Origin of the sequence: Armatimonas sp., from assembly GCF_031410135.1 — a bacterium.
Taxonomy (GTDB): domain Bacteria; phylum Armatimonadota; class Armatimonadia; order Armatimonadales; family Armatimonadaceae; genus Armatimonas.
Genome location: NZ_JANNYP010000639.1, coordinates 1 through 18,999 on the forward strand (window position 1 = coordinate 1; position 18,999 = coordinate 18,999).

Annotated in this window: 20 protein-coding genes; 7 read left to right on the forward strand and 13 right to left on the reverse strand. The window is 57.0% G+C overall.

Going from position 1 to position 18,999, the window contains the following annotated elements:
• The 8 genes from RMO15_RS23370 to RMO15_RS23400 form a co-directional block, all read right to left on the reverse strand.
• A partial coding sequence (locus tag RMO15_RS23370; RefSeq protein ID WP_309718110.1) for a GTP-binding protein occupies window positions 1-119 on the reverse strand: 119 nt, incomplete at its 3' end.
• A 180-nt stretch (window positions 120-299) separates the two neighbouring features.
• Window positions 300-1,568, reverse strand: coding sequence for a phosphoribosylamine--glycine ligase (gene purD / locus RMO15_RS23375; RefSeq protein WP_309718066.1), 1,269 nt, complete (start codon window positions 1,566-1,568; stop codon window positions 300-302).
• A 15-nt stretch (window positions 1,569-1,583) separates the two neighbouring features.
• Window positions 1,584-2,975, reverse strand: a complete 1,392-nt coding sequence (gene dnaB / locus RMO15_RS23380; protein WP_309718069.1) for a replicative DNA helicase — start codon at window positions 2,973-2,975, stop codon at window positions 1,584-1,586.
• Between the two features lie 66 nt (window positions 2,976-3,041).
• Window positions 3,042-3,488 carry a 50S ribosomal protein L9 gene (rplI, locus tag RMO15_RS23385; RefSeq protein WP_309718072.1) on the reverse strand — a complete coding sequence of 149 codons (447 nt, stop codon included), beginning with the start codon at window positions 3,486-3,488 and terminating at the stop codon, window positions 3,042-3,044.
• A 2-nt stretch (window positions 3,489-3,490) separates the two neighbouring features.
• Entirely contained in the window at window positions 3,491-5,077 is a 1,587-nt protein-coding gene (locus RMO15_RS23390; protein WP_309718074.1) for an MlaD family protein, read from the reverse strand.
• Window positions 5,070-5,465, reverse strand: a complete 396-nt coding sequence (locus tag RMO15_RS33435) for an MlaD family protein (RefSeq protein ID WP_369016157.1) — start codon at window positions 5,463-5,465, stop codon at window positions 5,070-5,072. Before RMO15_RS33435 ends, RMO15_RS23390 begins: the two co-directional genes overlap by 8 nt.
• A 3-nt stretch (window positions 5,466-5,468) precedes the next feature.
• A complete protein-coding gene (locus RMO15_RS23395; RefSeq protein ID WP_309718076.1) occupies window positions 5,469-6,251 on the reverse strand; it encodes an ATP-binding cassette domain-containing protein in 783 nt (260 codons plus the stop codon).
• 2 nt (window positions 6,252-6,253) lie between these two features.
• Window positions 6,254-7,078 carry an ABC transporter permease gene (locus RMO15_RS23400; protein ID WP_309718078.1) on the reverse strand — a complete coding sequence of 275 codons (825 nt, stop codon included), beginning with the start codon at window positions 7,076-7,078 and terminating at the stop codon, window positions 6,254-6,256.
• Window positions 7,079-7,133: 55 nt separating this feature from the next.
• On the opposite strand from RMO15_RS23400, the gene RMO15_RS23405 reads away from it, so the two are divergent.
• The 4 genes from RMO15_RS23405 to RMO15_RS23420 all read left to right on the forward strand — a co-directional run bounded on the left by RMO15_RS23405 (window position 7,134) and on the right by RMO15_RS23420 (window position 11,330).
• The gene (locus tag RMO15_RS23405) at window positions 7,134-7,604 is read left to right on the forward strand and encodes a DUF1844 domain-containing protein (RefSeq protein ID WP_309718080.1); all 471 of its coding nucleotides are present in this window, start codon (window positions 7,134-7,136) and stop codon (window positions 7,602-7,604) included.
• Window positions 7,601-7,936 (forward strand): hypothetical protein, encoded by a 336-nt coding sequence (locus RMO15_RS23410; protein WP_309718082.1) that lies wholly within the window; start codon window positions 7,601-7,603, stop codon window positions 7,934-7,936. The genes RMO15_RS23405 and RMO15_RS23410 overlap by 4 nt, the downstream gene beginning before the upstream one ends.
• A gap of 167 nt (window positions 7,937-8,103) precedes the next feature.
• The gene (locus tag RMO15_RS23415) at window positions 8,104-10,179 is read left to right on the forward strand and encodes a sodium-translocating pyrophosphatase (protein ID WP_309718084.1); all 2,076 of its coding nucleotides are present in this window, start codon (window positions 8,104-8,106) and stop codon (window positions 10,177-10,179) included.
• An 11-nt stretch (window positions 10,180-10,190) separates the two neighbouring features.
• Window positions 10,191-11,330 carry a glycosyltransferase family 1 protein gene (locus RMO15_RS23420; protein ID WP_309718086.1) on the forward strand — a complete coding sequence of 380 codons (1,140 nt, stop codon included), beginning with the start codon at window positions 10,191-10,193 and terminating at the stop codon, window positions 11,328-11,330.
• A gap of 49 nt (window positions 11,331-11,379) precedes the next feature.
• Here RMO15_RS23420 and RMO15_RS23425 read toward each other — a convergent pair whose 3' ends face one another.
• Window positions 11,380-12,687, reverse strand: coding sequence for a Gfo/Idh/MocA family oxidoreductase (locus tag RMO15_RS23425; protein WP_309718088.1), 1,308 nt, complete (start codon window positions 12,685-12,687; stop codon window positions 11,380-11,382).
• 87 nt (window positions 12,688-12,774) lie between these two features.
• On the opposite strand from RMO15_RS23425, the gene RMO15_RS23430 reads away from it, so the two are divergent.
• Window positions 12,775-13,059: a hypothetical protein gene (locus RMO15_RS23430; RefSeq protein ID WP_309718090.1), complete on the forward strand. Its 285-nt coding sequence runs from the start codon at window positions 12,775-12,777 to the stop codon at window positions 13,057-13,059.
• Here the strand turns inward: RMO15_RS23430 and RMO15_RS23435 are convergent.
• Window positions 13,019-15,487 carry a hypothetical protein gene (locus RMO15_RS23435; protein ID WP_309718092.1) on the reverse strand — a complete coding sequence of 823 codons (2,469 nt, stop codon included), beginning with the start codon at window positions 15,485-15,487 and terminating at the stop codon, window positions 13,019-13,021. The genes RMO15_RS23430 and RMO15_RS23435 overlap by 41 nt on opposite strands.
• A 38-nt stretch (window positions 15,488-15,525) precedes the next feature.
• Here RMO15_RS23435 and RMO15_RS23440 point away from each other — a divergent pair, with 38 nt between their 5' ends.
• Entirely contained in the window at window positions 15,526-16,056 is a 531-nt protein-coding gene (locus tag RMO15_RS23440) for an NUDIX domain-containing protein (protein ID WP_309718095.1), read from the forward strand.
• Window position 16,057: 1 nt separating this feature from the next.
• Complete coding sequence (locus tag RMO15_RS23445; RefSeq protein WP_309718098.1) at window positions 16,058-16,423, forward strand: RNA-binding S4 domain-containing protein; 366 nt, start codon at window positions 16,058-16,060, stop codon at window positions 16,421-16,423.
• Window positions 16,424-16,622: 199 nt separating this feature from the next.
• Here RMO15_RS23445 and RMO15_RS23450 read toward each other — a convergent pair whose 3' ends face one another.
• From RMO15_RS23450 to RMO15_RS23460, 3 genes are all read right to left on the reverse strand, one after another.
• Complete coding sequence (locus tag RMO15_RS23450) at window positions 16,623-17,228, reverse strand: HAD family phosphatase (RefSeq protein WP_309718101.1); 606 nt, start codon at window positions 17,226-17,228, stop codon at window positions 16,623-16,625.
• Window positions 17,229-17,258: 30 nt separating this feature from the next.
• Window positions 17,259-17,618, reverse strand: coding sequence for a helix-hairpin-helix domain-containing protein (locus tag RMO15_RS23455; RefSeq protein ID WP_309718104.1), 360 nt, complete (start codon window positions 17,616-17,618; stop codon window positions 17,259-17,261).
• A 106-nt stretch (window positions 17,619-17,724) separates the two neighbouring features.
• Window positions 17,725-18,867 carry a DUF1343 domain-containing protein gene (locus RMO15_RS23460; RefSeq protein ID WP_309718107.1) on the reverse strand — a complete coding sequence of 381 codons (1,143 nt, stop codon included), beginning with the start codon at window positions 18,865-18,867 and terminating at the stop codon, window positions 17,725-17,727.
• Window positions 18,868-18,999: the final 132 nt, after the last annotated feature.

The window sequence follows — 18,999 nt, forward strand, 5'->3', positions numbered from 1 at the left end:
CCACTCTTGGACAGAACCGTTGTAATCGCGGCTGTCAGGCTGGTCTTGCCATGATCCACGTGTCCGATCGTACCCACGTTGACGTGGGGTTTCAGACGCTCAAATTTTGCCTTACCCATGCTACTTCCTCAAGCCGTGCGCAACCCGCACGCGTCGTTATTTTGTTGTGAAGGTGGCCGGAGGACGCTGCAAAAACACAGACCGTCACGGCTAACCACTCAGGAGCTAAAAGTCTAACGCTTTCTTTAGAAAGCGCCCGGCCAGTTTATCATAGTGGTTTTATGCTTGCAAGCATTTTCTTATTCTGCTTGCCAGCCAATATCACGGCGCACATACGCCCCGTCAAAGCGAATCAAATCCACGCCTGCATAAGCGCGCTCTTTGGCCTCTGCAAAGGTCTCGCCCGTCGCCGTGACGGTAAGAACGCGACCGCCATTCGTGAGGAGCTGGCCCGTCTCATCGCGCTTAGTCCCTGCATGAAAGACCTCTAGCGCATCGAGCTTTTGTGCCGCCTCCAGCCCTGTGATGGGCAAACCAATAGGGTAGCTTCCGGGATAGCCATCCGAGGCCATCGCAACGGTTACCGCTGCTCGCTGGCTAAAGACCACCGGCACTTTATCGAGTTCCACATCCACCACTGCCTGACAGATCGTCGCCAGATCGCTCTCCATCAGCATGAGAGCCACCTGTGCCTCAGGATCGCCAAAGCGACAGTTGAACTCAATACAGTACGGCCCATTTTCCGTGAGCATCACACCTGCATAGAGCACGCCCCGATACGGAATTCCCGTCCCCCGGATCGCTGTGACGATAGGCTCGATAATCCGCGCGGTTACTTCCTCCACAACACTCTGGGGGGCGACTTTGACGGGCGCATAGGCCCCCATTCCGCCTGTATTAGGCCCGGTGTCGCCCTCCCCGATGCGCTTGTGATCTTGAATGGCGATCATGGGGCGCACGGTCTCGCCGTCCACAAACGCCAGGACACTCGCCTCAGGACCTCGCAGACACGCCTCAATCACGACGCGCTCACCGCTGGCCCCGAAGATCTTCTCGTCCATCATCTGACGGATCGCGGTCTCAGCCTCCGCAAGGTCCTGTGCCACGACCACACCCTTGCCTGCTGCCTCGCCATCGGCTTTGACGACAATCGGAAAGCTCGCCTGCTGAAGATACGCACGCGCCTTTTCGGAATCGTCAAAGACCTCAAAGTCTGCGGTGGGAACTCCCGCCTGCTTCATCAGACGCTTGGAGAAGACCTTGCTTCCCTCAAGCTGAGCGGGCTCACGGCTTGGGCCAAAGATACGCAGGCCCCGCGCCTCAAAGACATCCACAATCCCCGCAATGAGGGGTTTCTCTGGCCCGACGACCGTCAGATCAACCTTCTGATGCTCCACAAAAACCCGAAGTGCCTCAATGTCCATCGCGTCAATGGCGATATTTTCCGCCACCTCCGCCGTCCCTGCGTTCCCTGGAGCACAAAAGATCTTGCGCACCTGAGGGCTCTGCGCCAGTTTCCAGCAGATCGCGTGCTCACGTGCACCACTTCCAATGACTAAGATCTTCAAAAATCGGGTCCTTCCCTAAAAATCAGGGCCATCCATGTTCTGTGCCAGGTTGGCAAAACTCGCAAACTTGGGGAGAAATGCCAGCTTCACTGTCCCTGTGGGGCCATTTCGTTGCTTGGCAATAATAATCTCCGCCTCTTCTCCCTCGTAGTCCCCGCCTTCTTGCTCCGCCTTGTCTTCCGCATCCTGCGAGACCGCATCTTTTCGCGCATAGTACGCCGGACGGTAGATAAATGCCACCACATCCGCCTCTGCCTCGATACTTCCCGATTCTCGCAAGTCTGAGAGCATGGGGCGCTTGTCCTCGCGGCGCTCCACCGCACGCGAGAGCTGGGAGAGCGCGATCACGGGCACGTCCAGCTCGCGGGCCAGACTTTTCAGGCCACGGGCGATCTCGGAGATTTCCTGGTTGCGATTCTCAGAGCTTTTCGCGGAACCGCGCATGAGCTGTAGGTAGTCTACGATCACCAAGTCCAGCGTCCCCTGCTCCGCCTTCAAGCGCCGACAGCGGGCACGCATCTCCAGAGAGCTCATGTCCGTGGTATCGTCAATAAACATCGGCGCATCCCACAAGCGGTTCACGGCCTCCGAAAGCCGAGACCATTCTTCGTCTTGCAAGAAACCAGTGCGCAATTTATGGGCATTTACTTTCGCTTCTGAGCACATCATACGCTGCACAAGCGACTCTTTACTCATTTCTAGCGAGAAAGTTGCGACTACACTCCCCTTACCTGCTGCATTTTGACCGATATTCATCGTTAGTGCTGTTTTTCCCATACTAGGTCGAGCAGCAATGATAATTAAATCACCGCGTTTTAGGCCACTAGTGATGTAATTGAGGTCATAAAAGCCAGTATCGGTGCCACTGACGACGCCTTTGTCATGGTAGGCAGTGTCAATTTGCTCGAAGACGTCACTGAGCAAGGGGCGGAGCGGGGTGAAGCCTTCTGTCTTACGCTTGCGAGCGACATTGAAGATGGCACGCTCGGCCTGATCCACCAGCGTGTCCACCTCATCGATCTCACCATAGGCCATCCCGGCGATCTCGGAAGCGGTCTCGATTAGGCGACGGAGCACGCCTTTCTCGGAGACGATCTTGGCGTAGTAGACGATATTGGCAGGTGTGGGGACATACTCGGCGAGCTGCATCAGATACAAGTAGCCACCCACTTGCTCCAAGCTCCCCCGGCGCGTGAGCTCATCTTTGAGGGTGACAATGTCTACGGGTTCTACTTTATCTACCAGCGCCAGCATGGCTTCGTAGATACGGCCATGGGCCTCACGGTAGAAGTCCTGCTTATCCAGAAACTCCGTGACGCGCTCAATGGCTCCGCTGTCTCCCAAAAGCATGGAGCCCAGCACAGCCATCTCGGCCTCAATATTTTGGGGGGGGACGCGTCCGTTCATAAAAATTAGAGAAATTAAAAGGGCGCGGCTAGTCGCCGCGCCCCTACTTTGCTTGCGCGGCCTTGCTTACGCTTTGTCAACCGCGACAGTTACGGGAACCGTGATGTCTTTGTGGAGCTTGACATCCACATGAAAGGTTCCAATCGCACGGATCGGGTCGAGCAGGAGCACGCGGCGCTTGTCCACGGCAACGCCAAACTCTTTTTTGAGAGACTCGGCAATATCACTCGACGTGATGGAGCCGTAGAGACGATCCCCCACTCCCGCCTTACCGATGATCTTGATGGTCTTACCCTCAAGAGTGGCCTGGTCTTTGGTTGCCTGAGCTAGCAGTGCCTCGCTCTTGCGCTCATCGGCGGCGTGGCGTGCCTCCAAAACTTTCAGCGCTCCGCCTGAAGCGGAGACAGCCAGACCACGGGGCATTAGGTAGTTGCGAGCATAACCATCGGAGACGGTCACGACCTCGCCCTCTTTACCCACTTTAACAACATCTTTCTGCAAAATTACGTTCATTTTTACTTCCTTATCTGCAGGCCAATCCTAGGGAGATTCCCGTTGCCCACGGAATCCAGTCCAAAGGTCAGCGCTGCGCTATCGTTCAGACGCGCTCTCAGCCGCGTATTGACGGTAAAGCGGTTCGGGTCTTGTAGATCAAGCCGCCACTGTAGCGACCCAACCGGCACATCAAACCCAACTCCCAGCTTTCCGCCAAAGAGGCCGTAGCGTGTCCAGAGCTCTCCGCTTTTCTGCCCGAGCTGCACATTGACCAGATTTCGCTCTGTCGCATCCGTGAGACCCGCTCGCCAGAGCTGCCCCCCCGTCACCACAGAATAATTGGTATCGAGCCGAAAACGCTCCGCCTTTGTATCGTACAGAAAGTCTCCGGTCAAGCCCGGCTCGTACCAGGAAGGCTGTTTTTTCAACGGTTCCGGTGGATTTACCACGCTTGGCCTCTTCTCACCGGGCAGCCGCAGTGTCTCCACACGAGCGGTAATATTTTTTATGGAGCCGCTGGCATCCTTGACATTGGCGACAGTTGTCTTGATATTTGCCAGTAACTCGGGATCGGTAATGTTTTTTGCCAGAGTTCCTGCTGTGTCATCAAGCTTCTGTGAGAGGGCGACAAGATTATCCGAAAGCTTCGTCAGATTGGCCGTGGCCGCCACAACATTTCCCCGAAGGTCTTTGTCCCCGACGAGTAGCTTCAGCTGCTCGGTCAGTCCCGCCACTCCTGCCGTGGCATCGTTGGCAGAGCGCAGAAGGGCTTTGATACTTGCACGGCTATCCGCGACCGTTTCTTTGGCCTCTTTGGCTAGCCCCTCGGTCTGGGTGGCGATCCGTCCGCCCGATCTCATCACGGAGTCGAGGTCTTTGATGAGGGTCTGGGTTTCTTTCGAGAGCGTCGCCACTTGCTTCTCCAAGAGCGGCGCAATATTTTTGGCAGAGGCGGTCACATCAGCGGCATTGGCGACGACAGTATCTACCTTTTTCATAGTTGCCGGAAGCAGCGCCGAGGTGACACGAATATTACGCATCGTCTGCTGAAGATCGCCCGCGGGATCGTCCAGTGCCCCAATCGCGCCCAGCTTGCTGAGCTTCTCGCTGATTATCTTCAGGTTATGTGCGGTTGCTGTCAGATCTTTGCGAAGCGCATCGTCGTTGGTGAACTTGCTCACCCCTGCCAGCGCGGAGTCGAGGCCCGCCGCAGGCTCACCTTCAAGAGGTGTCTCTTTCGTGGTTGCCTCCGTGATGAACGCCGTCTCACGGCTGGGGGTAATGGTCACTACCGCACCACCACCGAGCAGCCCCGACGACACACTAATCTGCGACTTCAGCGGAATCTTCACGCCGTCGTTAATGCGCAGGAGCGTAATAGCCTTACGACCATCGTCGGAGAGGCGGACTTCTTTGACGGAGCCCACTTGGAAGCCCGCAACCCGAACCTCCTCGCCGCCCTTGAGCCCCTTGGCATCCTCAAAGGCCACCCGAAAGTCCGTGGAGTTGCGCTCCTCCCAGCTACGGTTAAGCCAGCCCTTAGCAACCCCAAAGCCAATGGCCGCCCCCACAATCACCACTCCGGTGACAATATCGCGCTTACTCATAAACTCTCTCGTGGATCTGATCCCCAGAACCCAGCGTTTCTCGGGAGTCACCCGGCGTGATATGAACAGTAGACATACCCCCAAAAGGCGGAACATCAACCCTGGCAACAGAATTCTTGGACAATATCAGTTCATGGGAGAGACGTAGTCTGACAAGAACGGTGCGTGGGTCTGTATCCAGTTGAACTGTGGTGACACTTCCCATAACAACCCCAGATACTAAGACACTCTCATTTCCCCGTAGCCCCTGCGCATTGTGTAAAATCAGTGTCAGTGGATAGGTAGACCGCACGTCTGCTTCTTGTTTCAGCCAGTTTTTGCAAAGACTAAAGCAGAGAACCGCGCTACAAACAGCAAGAACTGTCACGATGTCTCGTTTACATCTCATGGTCTATCCAATCTCGATGGGGCCTTCGATCTCTCCCCGAATAAACTGCTGGACAATAGGGTCGGTGCTTCCCCGGACTTCGTCTGGGGTGCCGTAGATCTGAGCCTTTCCTTCATAGAGCATTAGTATTTTATCCGCAATTCGGAAAATACTCTGCATGTCGTGGGAAACCACAACGCTGGCAACATTTTTCCGCTCCCGTGTCCGAATAATCAAGTGATCAATCGCCGCCGCTGTCACAGGATCAAGACCGCTGGTGGGCTCGTCGTAGAGGATAATCTCGGGCTCAGTGGCCAGTGCGCGCGCCAGCCCGACTCGCCGTCGCATGCCGCCCGAGAGCTCGGAGGGCAAGCGCTTCTCGATACCAGGCAGCCCCACTTCTTTTAAGTGCTCCGCGACTAATTCCGCAATCTCCGGACGCCTCTTCTTTTTATACTCTTTACAGCGCAAGCCCCGCAAGAGCCCAAAGGCGATATTTCCATAAACATTCATCGAGTCAAAGAGCGCGGCGTACTGAAAAACGACTCCCATCTTCGCACGGATGGGCAGCAGCTCGCGCTCTTTCATCCCGACAATATCCACACCATCTACCAAGAGCTGTCCACCTGTGGCAGAGATGAGCCCCGCAATACAGCGCAGAATCGTGGACTTGCCCGCACCTGAGAGCCCCATGACGCAGAGGATCTCGCCAGGAGCCACATCCAGCGTGATGCCTCCCAAGATCTCGCGGTCATCTACCACGTAGCGCAGGTCACGAAGCGAGATTCGCGGCTTTTCCTCACTCATAACTAGACTACCGACTTTGCCTTAAAGAACCACGTCATCACAAAGTCTGCGGCAAAGACCAGGATTATCGTGAAGACCACGGCGCGGTTAGTTGAGCGCCCTACCCCTGCCGCTCCGCCTTTTGTCTCCAGCCCCTCGCGACAAGCAATCAGCGCGATCAGCATTCCAAAGACCAGCGCCTTGAAAAGCCCTTCTAAGATATCCGAGCCATTAGTGTCGAGAAGTTGGCGAAAGGAATCAATAAACTGATGTGAGGTCTGGCCTTGATTGACGGCGATGAGGCCACCGCCAAACAGTCCTGCGGCATCCCCAAAGAGCGTGGTGACAGGCCCCATTATCAGACAGGCAATCAGGCGCGGAACAACCAGGTAGCCCACGGGGGAGATTCCCATTGCCCGGAGCGCATCCACTTGCTCGGTGGTCTTCATCGCCCCAATCTCCGCCGTGATCCCGGAGCCCACGCGAGCAATCAGGGTGACAGCCGTAATCAGAGGCCCGGTTTCACGCACAATCGAGAGAGCGACAATGCCCCCCAGGAGATTACCAATCCCCAGGTTGGTGAGGGACCCGACCGTGTAGAGCGCGAGAACCGCCCCCGAGAAGCCAACCGTGAGGAGTACGATGGGCAGAGACTCCGTCCCGACACTGGTGAGCTGTCTTGCCAGGTCGCCAAAGTTAATTCCCTCCTGGAAGATTGCCCGAAGAGTGCGCCCCAGCAACGTCACAAGCTCCCCAAGATACTCAAACGCCCGGACAATCGTGCGACGTACTAGCTTGGTGGCAGTCTCTCCGACTTCCTCAAAAACCTCTGCCGCCTCCGTTTTCATCTAGTTTTCAGTGTACCCCATTGCACAGGGGTCTTGCCCCGTGCTACAATCCCTCATGCCCGAAGAAGAGGAAGAAGGATTTACCTTCCGCGACCGTCGCCGCCAGAGCACGGACGATACCACGCCCACTCCAACCCCTGCCCCTGTTGTTCTTTCCAGCCCTGAACCAGAATCTCCAGAATCTCTGGACGTAATGGCTTCTGAGGGCATGGAAGGTCTGTTTATGGGGGAAAATGAAGACGGCGAAGACGGTGAAGAGAGTAACGAGATCCCTGACGTGCGCTCCGTTCTGGCGCTCTTCATGGGCGAGCTACGCAACCTAGCCTGGCTCCGGATGGGCTTAGTCGCCAACCCTATGACCGGTCAGATCGAAAAAGACATGGCGCAGGCTCAGATCGCCATCAACACGGTTGGCTTTCTCGCTGAGCAGCTAGAGCCCCATGTTGCCCCCGAAGAGCGCCTGCCGCTTAAAGCCATGGTCAGTGATCTACGCATGAACTTTGTGGAACAGAGCAAGCGTCCATGACCCTCACGCGGGAGGTAGCCACGCTTACCGCCGAGGCCTTCGAGGCACGCTTCAGCGACTTAGTCGAGCTGATCTGTGATGCCGCGAAGGTCGGGCAGGTGAATCCGTTTATGGAAGCGCAGTACCTAGTTTTACGTTCCTGGATGAGCGAGCAGTTTCCGCAGGTCTCGCATGTCTTTTCGGGCTCGCTTCAGACAGAGTTCGAGAGTCTTTTTGTACCGGAGAGCCTAGCACTAGTTCTTGCCCACGATGAGGGGGCACTCATGAGCCGCTTGCTAGACACACAAAATGCAATTGTTGCCTGGAAAGACAAAGACAGTGGAGTCATTTGAAACTTCTTAGTTTGCGATAGGGAAATTTTTCACAAACTCGGGTATACTCACTCGGCACCTATGGTTGCTGCCATTTCCTTTTTCGCCGTCTTTCTCTTTTTGGATAGTCTGGCGCAAGAGTTGCAGCCACTACAATTCAACATTTTTGGAATAAGGAGGTCTGCCCTTTGGCAGGACAACTGAGTAACGCCTGGATTCTCTCGCCGATGGTAATCGGCCTGATCGGGCTCGCCCTCGCTTTTTTCTTTTATGGCAACGTGAAGCGCCAGCCCATTGGCGGCACAGAGACCATGAATCGCATCGCCAAGTACATCCGCGAAGGAGCGATGGCGTTTCTGACCCGCGAGTACAAGGTGCTGGCGGTCTACACGCTCGTGGTTTTCGTCGTGCTGGGCTTTACGCTGGGTTGGTTGGCGGCAGATGCCTTTGTCCTAGGGGCTTTTCTCTCGCTTCTGGCAGGTTTTTGTGGGATGCAAGCCGCAACTCTAGCCAATGTCCGCACAGCGGAGGCTGCCCGTCGAGGTAGCAAGCCCAATGCTTTGCTCATCGCGCTGGATGGGGGCGCGGTGATGGGGCTTTCGGTTGCCGGTCTCGGGCTTGTCGGCCTGACAGCGGTGTACTTTAGCCTGCGTGATAATCCCTCCCTGATGAATACGACGCTCCACGCCTTCGCCGTCGGAGCCAGCAGTATCGCCCTCTTTGCCCGTATTGGCGGTGGGATCTTCACCAAAGCCGCCGATGTGGGGGCCGATATCGCGGGAAAAGTGATCGAAGGTATCCCCGAGGACGATCCCCGCAACCCAGGCGTGGTGGCCGATAATGTTGGGGATAACGTCGGTGATGTCGCAGGAATGGGTGCGGATATCTACGAGTCCATGGTCGCCGCTATCGTCTCTGCCGTCGCGATCTCCCTGACAACTGCCGATTCCGTCCATCTCAAGAGTCTGGCACCGGGGATTTCCCAGATTGGGGAACGAAATCTGGGAGGGGCGCTTCCTCTGATTCTTTCAGGAGTGGGGCTGGCCATCAGCATTCTGGGAATCTTTCTGGCGCGCGCACTTCGTGGGAGCAAGCCTGCGACTGTCCTTCGGAACTGCCTGATCATTCCTCCGATTGCCCTCACCGCTGTCTCCGCAATCCTGATGCCGATTCTAGGCGCAACGCAGACCGTGACGATCTGTCTGGCAGCGGGTGCGATTGGAGGGGCTGTCATTGGCCTTGTGACCGAGTACTACACCGCCCACTTGCCCATTCGACGTGTTGCTGAGTCGTCGCGAACCGGTGCAGCAACCAATATCATTCAGGGACTCGCGGTGGGCAAAGAGTCCGTGATATTGCCCATGCTCATTCTCTGCGCCGTGGCCTGGCTTTCCAACGCCCAGCTTGGCCTCTATGGCGTTGCGATTGCCGCTGTCGGAATGCTTGCCGGAACCGCGATTGTCATGACTGTGGATGCCTATGGCCCCATCTCAGACAACGCGGGTGGCATCAGCGAGATGAGTGGACTAGGCAAAGAAGTCCGCGACATCACCGATGAGCTAGACTCGGTGGGTAATACCACGGCGGCTATCGGTAAGGGCTTTGCCATTGGCTCGGCCACTCTCACCGTCGTGGCACTCTTCTCGGCCTACTCGATGGAGATTACCCACGCACGTGGCCCCAATGGTATCCCTTTCCACTTGGAGCTCACCGATGCGACCGTGCTGATCGGAGTGCTTCTTGGTGCAATCCTGCCCTTCTGGGTGAGCGCTTCCACGATGCTTGCGGTCGGTCATGCGGCACAGAAGATAGTCATTGAGATCGCCCGGCAGTTCAAGGAGATTCCAGGACTTCTGGAAGGCACCGCTGATCCTGAGCCCGCCCATATCGTGGACATTGCCACCAAAGCCGCGCTGATCGAGATGATCCAACCGGGCTTAGTTGCGATACTTGCCCCCACGCTCACGGGCTTTATTCTCGGTCCGACAGCACTGGCGGGGATGCTTGCAGGCTCTCTAGCCGTTGGTTCCACCCTGAGCCTCTTCATGGCCAACTCAGGAGGAGCCTGGGACAATGCCAAGAAGCACATTGAGAAAGGCGACCTAGAAGGACACGTCAAAGGCGGTGATGCCCATAAAGCCGCCGTTGTCGGAGATACCGTCGGTGATCCGTTTAAAGACACCTCCGGCCCTGGCGTGGCGATCCTCATCAAAGTCATGAGCGTCGTCAGCCTCTTGATTGCCCCGCTCATTGCGAATCGGTAAACCATCCCCACGTGAAAGTCCTGCTGATTCCCAATCTGGTGGAGTACCATGCTGTCAGCATGAAGCGCTATGCGGATGAGCTGACGCAGGCACTCCACCAGATTACTCCACCAGGCTGGGAGTTGGACTCCCTCACCTGTCACCATGTTGCTCTGGCGGCAAAGCTGCTCCCAGGGAATCTGGGAGCTAAGACAGCAGAGCGCTTAGGCCGTCTGGTCAAGTACCCTCTAGTGGTGAAAAAGAACCGCTATCGGGGGGATATTTTCCACATCCTCGACCACAGCCACGCACATCTCCTAAAGTCCCTTCCCGCAGAGCGAACCGTGATTAGCTGCCACGATATTATTCCGCTGCTCGCAAGTCTAGGGAAGCTCGATATTGCTATCAGTGACAATCAGCGTCGTGCTTTCCCAAAGATTATTGCAAACCTAGAGGCAGCCCAGGAAGTGATTACCATCTCGGAGTCATCCAAACAGAACCTTCTGGAGCACACCAAAATCCCAGCAGAACGGCTCCATGTTGTGTACTTTGGGATCAACCCAAACTTTACGCCCGAGCCAACGGAGGCACCAACACTCGCCGAGGAACGGGTGCTGATTCGCAAGCGCTACAACATTCCAGAAAATGCGCGGCTCCTCATGCATGTGGGCACCACCGGGCGCTATAAAAACACGATTGCTCTGATAAAACTTCTGAAAGCTCTCGGGGACGATGTCTGGCTACTGCGGGTAGGTTCCCCCTTTCACGAGGACGAAGCAGCACTTGTGGAGCAGCTTGGAGTGGGAGAGCGGATTGTCCATGCTGGCAAGATCCCCTCGGATGGCCTCCTCGGTGCACACTACCGCGCTGCTGATATGTTTGTGTTTCCCTCGCTCTGGGAGGGGCTCGGTTTACCCCCACTAGAGGCAATGGCCTGTGGAACGCCCACGATCACCAGCAATACGGCCTCGCTCCCCGAGGTGGCAGGGCCCAACGGAATCACGTTCTCTCCACAAGACGATGAAGAGATCGCCCGCGTAACGGACTCTCTGCTACGCGATCCCGCACGCTTAGCCAAGCTCGGCAGCGACGGTCTGGCGTGGTCGAAGAACTTCACGTGGCAGCAAAGCGCTCAGCAGACTCTTAGGGTCTACGAAAAAATCGGAAAATAGAAAATGCCGCAGGGGAGCCCCTGCGGCATTGGCTTGCTGAAAGCAAGCACTAGATCATGTCGTAGCCCTTGCGGTACTTGGGCTTGATATAGGCATCCAGCTCGGGCATGTTGGTAGCCTTCATCTTGCGGGCATCCCACTCGACCTTCTTGCCACCTGCACGAACCCCCAGATTTCCGGCGAGCACCATCTCGGCGAGTGGGCCTGCGTAGCCCGGGAAGTTGCTCATCGCGGGTTTACCCTCTTTGATGGCACGCACGAGCTCGGCGAAGTGGCCCGGAGACTCCTCGAAGCCCACGTTTGAGAGATCTACACCACCAACCACACGGCCACCAGAGCCGTAGTCACCGGGAACATAGATCTTGCCCTTGTCACCGATCAGGAGGGAACCGGAGCTGTTGAGCTTCCAGTCCTCGTCGAGGCAGTCGGCGAGAATCTCCATCGGGGGTTGCTTGTTGCCATCGTACCAGACCAGCTTGATCGGGCCACGGGTAGAGGTCGCGGCGAACATGAAGGTGGTGACTGACCACGCGGGGAACGAGTCGCCGTTGTTGGGTGCGGTCTCAGACTGAATCGAGATAGGGTCACGTAGATCCAGTGCCATGAAGGGCATGTTGAGTGTGTGGCAGCCCATGTCCCCCATTGCTCCGGAGCCAAAGTCCCACCAGCCACGCCAGTTGAACGTATGGTAGGCTCCCTGCACATAGGGACGAGTGGGAGCAACACCCAGCCAAGTGTCCCAGTTTAGAGTCGAAGGTGGAGTGGCAACACTGGTCGAACGGGCGATGCCCTGAGGCCAGATCGGGCGGTTGCTCCAGACATGGATCTCGCTGACCTTACCGATCATCCCCGCACGAACTTGAGCGGCTTGCTTACGTAGCTTCGGATCTGCCGTCCCCTGGTTGCCCATCTGGGTCTGCACATTCATCTGCACCGCAATCTCTGCCAGACGACGGGCTTCGTAGATCGTGCGACAGAGTGGCTTCTGGCAAAAAGTGTGCTTGCCCATCATCATGGCATTGGCGGCGATGATGCCGTGCATGTGGTCGGGAACGGTTATGGTAACCGCATCTACTTCCTTGGCCATAGCCTTCAGACACTTGCGCCAATCGGTAAAGGGCCTGGCATTGGGGTAGCGCTTGAGCGCCTTTGCCACCGTCGTTTCATCCACATCGCAGATCGCAACGACCTCACCAAAACGATTCGCATCAGCGGTGTCGCTATCTCCTTTGCCGCCCACGCCGATACAAGCAAACTTGACCTTACCACCCTGCTTTGCCAGTGCTTTCTCGGCAAACGTCATGCCCACTCCAAGCGCCGCCGCTCCCACTAAAAACTCACGTCTATTTTGAGACATACCCAAAAGTTCCTCCTGATGATAAAGGCCGTTTCCACATAGCCTCTGCAAATTCCTGCCCCTTGACGAACTTGCTATAATATTGCCATGAAATCCCTTCTCGTTGGAAATACTCTAGGGATCATACTCATGCTAGGCTTGCTCTGGGAGCTGATCGCCGCACAACCCCATAGCCCTGTTAACTTCTTAGGGATAAGCTTCGCCGGGATTTGCTTCCTTGGCATTTTTCTGATTCTTGCCACTCTGGTGGCGCTAATGCGACGAAGTATCCCACTTTTCAATACGCTTCTCACCCACTTCTTACTCTACTCGGTTGCTTTCTTTGGACTTCTCAATCTCCTCTATCACATGAAGCACTTGATAGAGCGATAAAGGTTTGCTCCAGAAGTGTCAGGGCGACAGTGAGCGGCCTATCGGAGACATCCACCACGAAGCCATCCCAGTGGTCGGGATGATCAGGTGTAGGTCGCGTAGCGGGCTGAAGCTCTAGATCTAGCCACTCGCGCAGGCGGGCCTCGGCACCGAGAAGCCCATTCGAGCTACTGACGAGACCAGAGACCTTCGCCTCGTAGGCAAGCAGGCTAACATGGAGCAGACCCGACGAAGCGCTCTCTTCGCTCTCATCAATCCCAGGAACCACACCACGCCAGCGCCGCCAAGCACCACTCTTACCCAGACTTCCCTCACGAACAGAGAGGGGCAAAGGAAGTTTTGCCTGCAGGAGAGCCGTATTGAGCCGTGCCAGCGCTCTATCACGACGCTGGCGCTGCTGAGTCTCCCAGAGATCACGTAGCGTATTTTTCTCGGTGGTACTGCGCTCCAAATCAAACGGGGACGCGGCGATGAGATCGGCTGGATCGGTCTGGTGGGTGCGAAGAAAGGCAACCCGGCCCTCCAGAGCCAGCCCACCGATCCATAAAGACCAGTCCCCCACTTCCGCCTCAGGGTAGCCCGGAACACTCACACTATCAAGCGCCAATCCACTGATGCCAGGCAGTGCCATCAGACGTCTCGTCAGCGTCACAAACGCAGTGGGATCAAGTGCTTCAGGGACAAGAAAGTCCCAGTGGGCGAGTCCACGTGCGAGTCGGCTGGAGGGTGACGCATCCGTGGCAAGCTTCGCTGCCCAGTATTTGAGTGTAAGCCCCATGGCGTTGCGCTCTCGCGGCGCACTCGGAGTCAAGGCCATGAAGGGTGAGAGCACAGGCACCACCCCAATTCCCATCGGTTTTGCCGCGCGTGCCAGAGCCATCAAGCGCACCTCAGCCTCCGGTTGCAACATGAAGGGCACACGGAGCTGGTCGATCTTGCCGCGCTTTGCCAGAGCCAGCAGTGCGTCTTGCGCCTTATCATTGTCAGGAAGCTGCACTTGCCAGGCGCGGACGGAGAGAGTCTCGGGAATTACAATCGGCCCGATGGGCGCCACCGGTGACTCTTCCAGGAGAAGCGGCTCGACGGAAAAAGAGACCGCCTCGGCCACTCCCTGAACGTCTGGAGCCAGTAGCTCGACGACAAGCTTTTGCTCCGCCGTTGCCTCGGCTGGCACCTCAATAGCGAGCCCTCCGACCTCTTCGACCTGTGCTTTCTGCTGCTCAAAGCGTGTTAGTACCTCGCGCTTGAGTGTCTCGGTTAGCTGAGAAAACGGGATATGTGCCTCGGTATCGAAGCGCTCTGCCAGTGCCCAGAGCGGCTCTGGAGCATCCTGGCGGCTCCGGGGAACTCTTGCCAGACCACCCTGGCGGCTAAGGCGACGGAGCGCAGCGGCGGCAAGCTGGGAGAGCTGCTGCGTCTCTTGCTCTTGAGGAAGTAAAAATCGCTGGTAGTCCGCGTTGGCTCGCTCACGACGTTCCGCCGCGCTGGGGAGATCCTCCACCAGAAGATACACCGAGCCCACTTGCCGCATCCCACCATTCACCCCACGACAGAGTGCCTGGAGTACATCGCCTGCCCGCGCCTTTGTTCCCCGTACCCGTACCGACTTTCCAGCCAGCGCAGCATCGGCAAACAGAGACAGTCGGGTGGCTTGTGCCAGTCTTGCGATCAGAGCTTTCACGGTCGCACAGCCCTCCAGCGAGACAATCGCATTGAGTGACGACGCGCTAGGTGCGAGATCTGTGGGTTTGTTCTTACCCAGTACTCGACGGTACCCGAGAAGTATCTCATCACCCTCCACTGGTGGAAGAGATTCGCGCAGGGCGAGAGACAGACTTGCCGCAGGAAGTGGCGGAAGGCCCGTCGGTGTGTAGAGACTCCCCTGCCCGTTCTTACCGGTGACCTGGATCGCAAGCTGACGGCTTAGACGAACTCGCAGTGTCTGGCGGTTAATCTCAGCTGTTTGTGGCAGACGGAATGTCGCGCTCTCCGGCAAGATATTCTCCCAAAGCCAGCGGCTCTGACGGGGATCCAGTGCGCTAAGTGCCAGCCCTTGCTCGGAGAAAAGCTGCTGCTCTTGCCCGGAAGAGAGTGAGTCGAGTAGCATGTAGAGGTAGGTATTGGGCGCAACATCGCGTAGTTTCTCACTCAGCCCCACAGGCACCCGTGGCGGATCGTAGAGGCGCATCGTCCGTGCAGCGGCAACCGTGATATTTCCACAGCGCACGAGAATGGCATCGTAGCGTGTGAGAAGCTCGGCGGCATTTTGTAGTCCTGGCGCAGCTTCCGGCAGATTGGGGAGCTGCTCCCAGCTCTCTATCCCTACGGCAAGAAGTGGCCCACGTGCCTCGACGTTCCAGTACAGCGCTTCCCAGATATTTGGGACAACGAGCTGCTGAGTCCACGCAGGCAACATCAGGAAAGCCATACAGGGATTGTACCTATTACGGTACTATAGCCAGAGCCATGAATGATTTTCTTCCTGCCCATGAGCGTTTTCACTTCTGCCCTCAGTGTGGCAAGCAAGGCGGCACCGCCACAGAGCGCACATTTAGCTGTGAGCACTGTAGATTCTATCTTCACTTCAATGCCACTGTTTCGGCCTCAGCACTCGTGATTCGCTCCGATGGGAAGATGCTCTTTATTCGCCGGGCACGACAACCAGCTCAAGGAATGCTGGCAGTGCCAGGCGGTTTTGTCGACCCTTGGGAACGGGCGGAGATAGCTCTGGTACGAGAGCTACAAGAAGAGGTAAGCTTAGCTGTTCATCATGTCGAGTTTTTTTGCTCCTCACCAAACAACTATCACTATAAAGGGCTCGTTTATCCCGTCTGTGACCTTTTCTTTTTGGCACATCCCTCGCAAGATGCGCTTCTATTGGCCAAAGATGAGGCAAGCGAGGCGCTCTGGCTTGATCCGAAAGATGTAGAACTAGACGAGATTGCATTTCCCTCGATGCGCACGGCACTGACAATTTACCAGGAGGGTTTATCCTAAAGTGGACGAAGGATTTGAGGTACGCGGAGAGTTTATTACTCTGGGGCAGCTTCTGAAAGCACTCGGAATCGCCATGACGGGCGGTGAGGCGAAGTTGCTACTGGAAGAAGGTGGCTTTGAGATCAATGGAGAGCAGGAGCAGCGGCGGGGACGCAAGCTAAGGCCAGGCGACACGGTTGTGTTCCCTGATGGTGCGGAGCTACTTCTTACCCCAGAGTCGAACTCCGAGGGCGGCGACAATGCTCCCGGCGATACACATCATGAGCAAGGCCAGCAGGCGCTTGATGTAGCCAACGAACAGCCAGCCCGCCTGAAGCGCCCCAGCCCCCGCCGCATTGTTGTCCGGCGCAGGCGTCGCGCCGGGTAGTGGCTTAGGCGTCGGCAGCGGAGTCGGCAAAGGCTGTGCGGGTGCCTCGAAGAGCTGTTTCGCGGTCAAAAAAACATACCCCACGAGAGCCAGCCCCGCCACGATTACCACAAAGGCAAAGAGGCGTGTCGCCAGACGGTTTTCAGGTTTGGGGGTAGGGTTTGAGGGAGGCAGGGTTGCAGACATCGCTTCGGTAATTCTAACCGATAAACTTCGTAATGTCCACGGCACGCATCCCAGCACGCCGCGCTGCCTCGATCCCCGCCGGGCCATCCTCGTAGACGACGCAATCCGCAGCTGCTACACCCAGCGCTGCGGCGGCAAGCAACATGCCCTCGGGATCTGGCTTGCCCTTGGTGACATCCTCAGAGCCAATGATCCGCACGAAGCAGTCCAAAACCCCCAAAATGTCCAGTGTCTCCTCGACCAGTGCGTGCATCCCTCCCGAGACCACGGCCAGAGGCACGCTACCATAAAAACGCCGAAGCTCGGCTAGGACAGGTTCGATGGGGGTAAGCTGGGGAATTAGCTTCTGGTAGGTCATCTCTTTTTCATGAGTCAGCTCCGCCAGTGCAAGTCTCGCCTGGTGTTGCACCGCAAGGCGCTCCAGAATCTCGTAGGCAGGTGCCCCCGCCCAGGCATAGAACTGCTCCTCGGTAAACATTGTCGGGTGCCCCGCACGGTCAAGAGTGGCTCGCCATGCTTGGTAGTGGAGCGGCATCGTATCCGCCAGGGTACCGTCGCAGTCAAAGATAATGCCCCCCGGCGTAAAGGGGAGCGGCATCGAAATCAGGTGATCTAGCACGCTCCCATCGTATCACGCCGCGCCGGAAGCCTAGTCTAGGGTGAGGTGCGGACGGAGCTGGGCGAGCTTCTTCTCCCCGATTCCCTTGACCTCCATCAGCTCGCTGAGCTCGCTAAACTTGCCTTGCTCAGTGCGGTAGGCGACGATACGCTCGGCGATGGCGGGGCCGATTCCCGGAAGGCTCTCTAGCTCCTTGGCCGTCGCTTTGTTGAGCGAGACCATTCCCACTTCCGCTTTGGTAGTTTTCGCAGCCTTCGGGGCTTTCTTCGTCGCCATCACAGCGGCTTTAGGGGCAGCTTTCTCGGTGGTTTGCGTCTGAGCGAAGCTCAGGGTGGTCAGGCTCAGAAGAGCGGCGGCGCAGATAGTCAGTTGGGTAAAGATCGTTTTCATTGTTTCAGGTTTCCTCTTGGTTGGTTCTTGCGGAGGTCTCTCCCCCGCTTTCACTCCTAGAACGGGTGAGAACCCCTGATTCTGATAAAAACCCGAAAATTTATTTTTATGGGTAGAGCAAGTGCGATTTGCGACGGTTGGCAAACGTGCGCAGGCTAGGGCTCCAGTGGCGAGCAAGACTCGCATAGTCCTCGCCTGCCAGCACGCCATCCATCGCCTGCCGGTTGACCAGCAGCGTCATGAGCTTCTCCGCCTGCCACGCACTCGGGTAGAGCTTGCGAAGCGTGAGTGCGAGCTCGATTCCCACACGCACGGGCTGGAGTTTTAGGCGATCCGTGACCAGAAAGTTGACACCGCCACAGAGCTCGCCTGCGAACTTGCTGGCCTTGGGTGTGAAGTGCACCGGAATAAAGCGAATCCCCGGCAGATTCTTTTCGTTGAGCGCACTTGCCAGACGGCGAGGGTCGAGATACGGCGCTCCGATCCACTCAAACGGCGTGTCGGTGCCACGGCCTACTGAGATATTGGTGAACTCGATGAGCCCAATCCCTGGATAGAGAGTCGCCTGCGTGAGGGAGCGCATGTTGGGCGATGGATTGACCCACGTCAGGCCCGTCGCGTCCCAGTACTCGCCGCGCTTCCAGCCCTCGCAGGGGATCACGGTTAGATCCACTTTCAGATTTTTCTCCGCGACGATCAGCTTTGCCAATTCGCCCATGGTCATGCCGTGGCGCACCGGGATCGGATGCCACGCGACAAAGGCCAGCTTATCTTTATCCGCAATCGGGCCTTCCATTGCAACGCCACCAATCGGGTTGGGCCGATCCAGCACCACAAAGCGCTTCCCGTGCTTGGCCGCCGCCGTCAGACAGTGCCCCAGAGTGGAGAGAAACGTGTAGAAGCGGCAACCGATGTCCTGGATATCGTAGACCAGGGTCTCGATTCCCGCCAGCTGCTCCGCCGTGGGCTCGTAGCGCTCGCCGTAGAGGGAGTAGACTGGCAAGCCCGTCTTGGGATCTTTGCCATCGGGGACTTTCTCATCCACCGCACCACGAATCCCATGCTCGGGGCCAAAAAACGCCTTCAGCTGTACGGTTGGCGACTCTGCCAGGATATCTGCGGTCGCCACGCCTTCCACGGTGAGCCCCGTGTGGTTCGTGATCAGCCCGATGGTCCCACGCCCGAGCGCGGAGAACTTATCCCGCACCAGCACGTCCACGCCGCACAATACCGAAGAGGCCATTTCCATAACCAGCATTTTACCTATCCTGTAAATAGCCGCTTTCGGGCGGCGTTCCTCGGGCATTTTCATGCTTCAAGGTGAACCCCGTTCATGGCGTCTGGTTTGAAAATAGCCTCCTGACAGCCCTCCCTGAGGGTT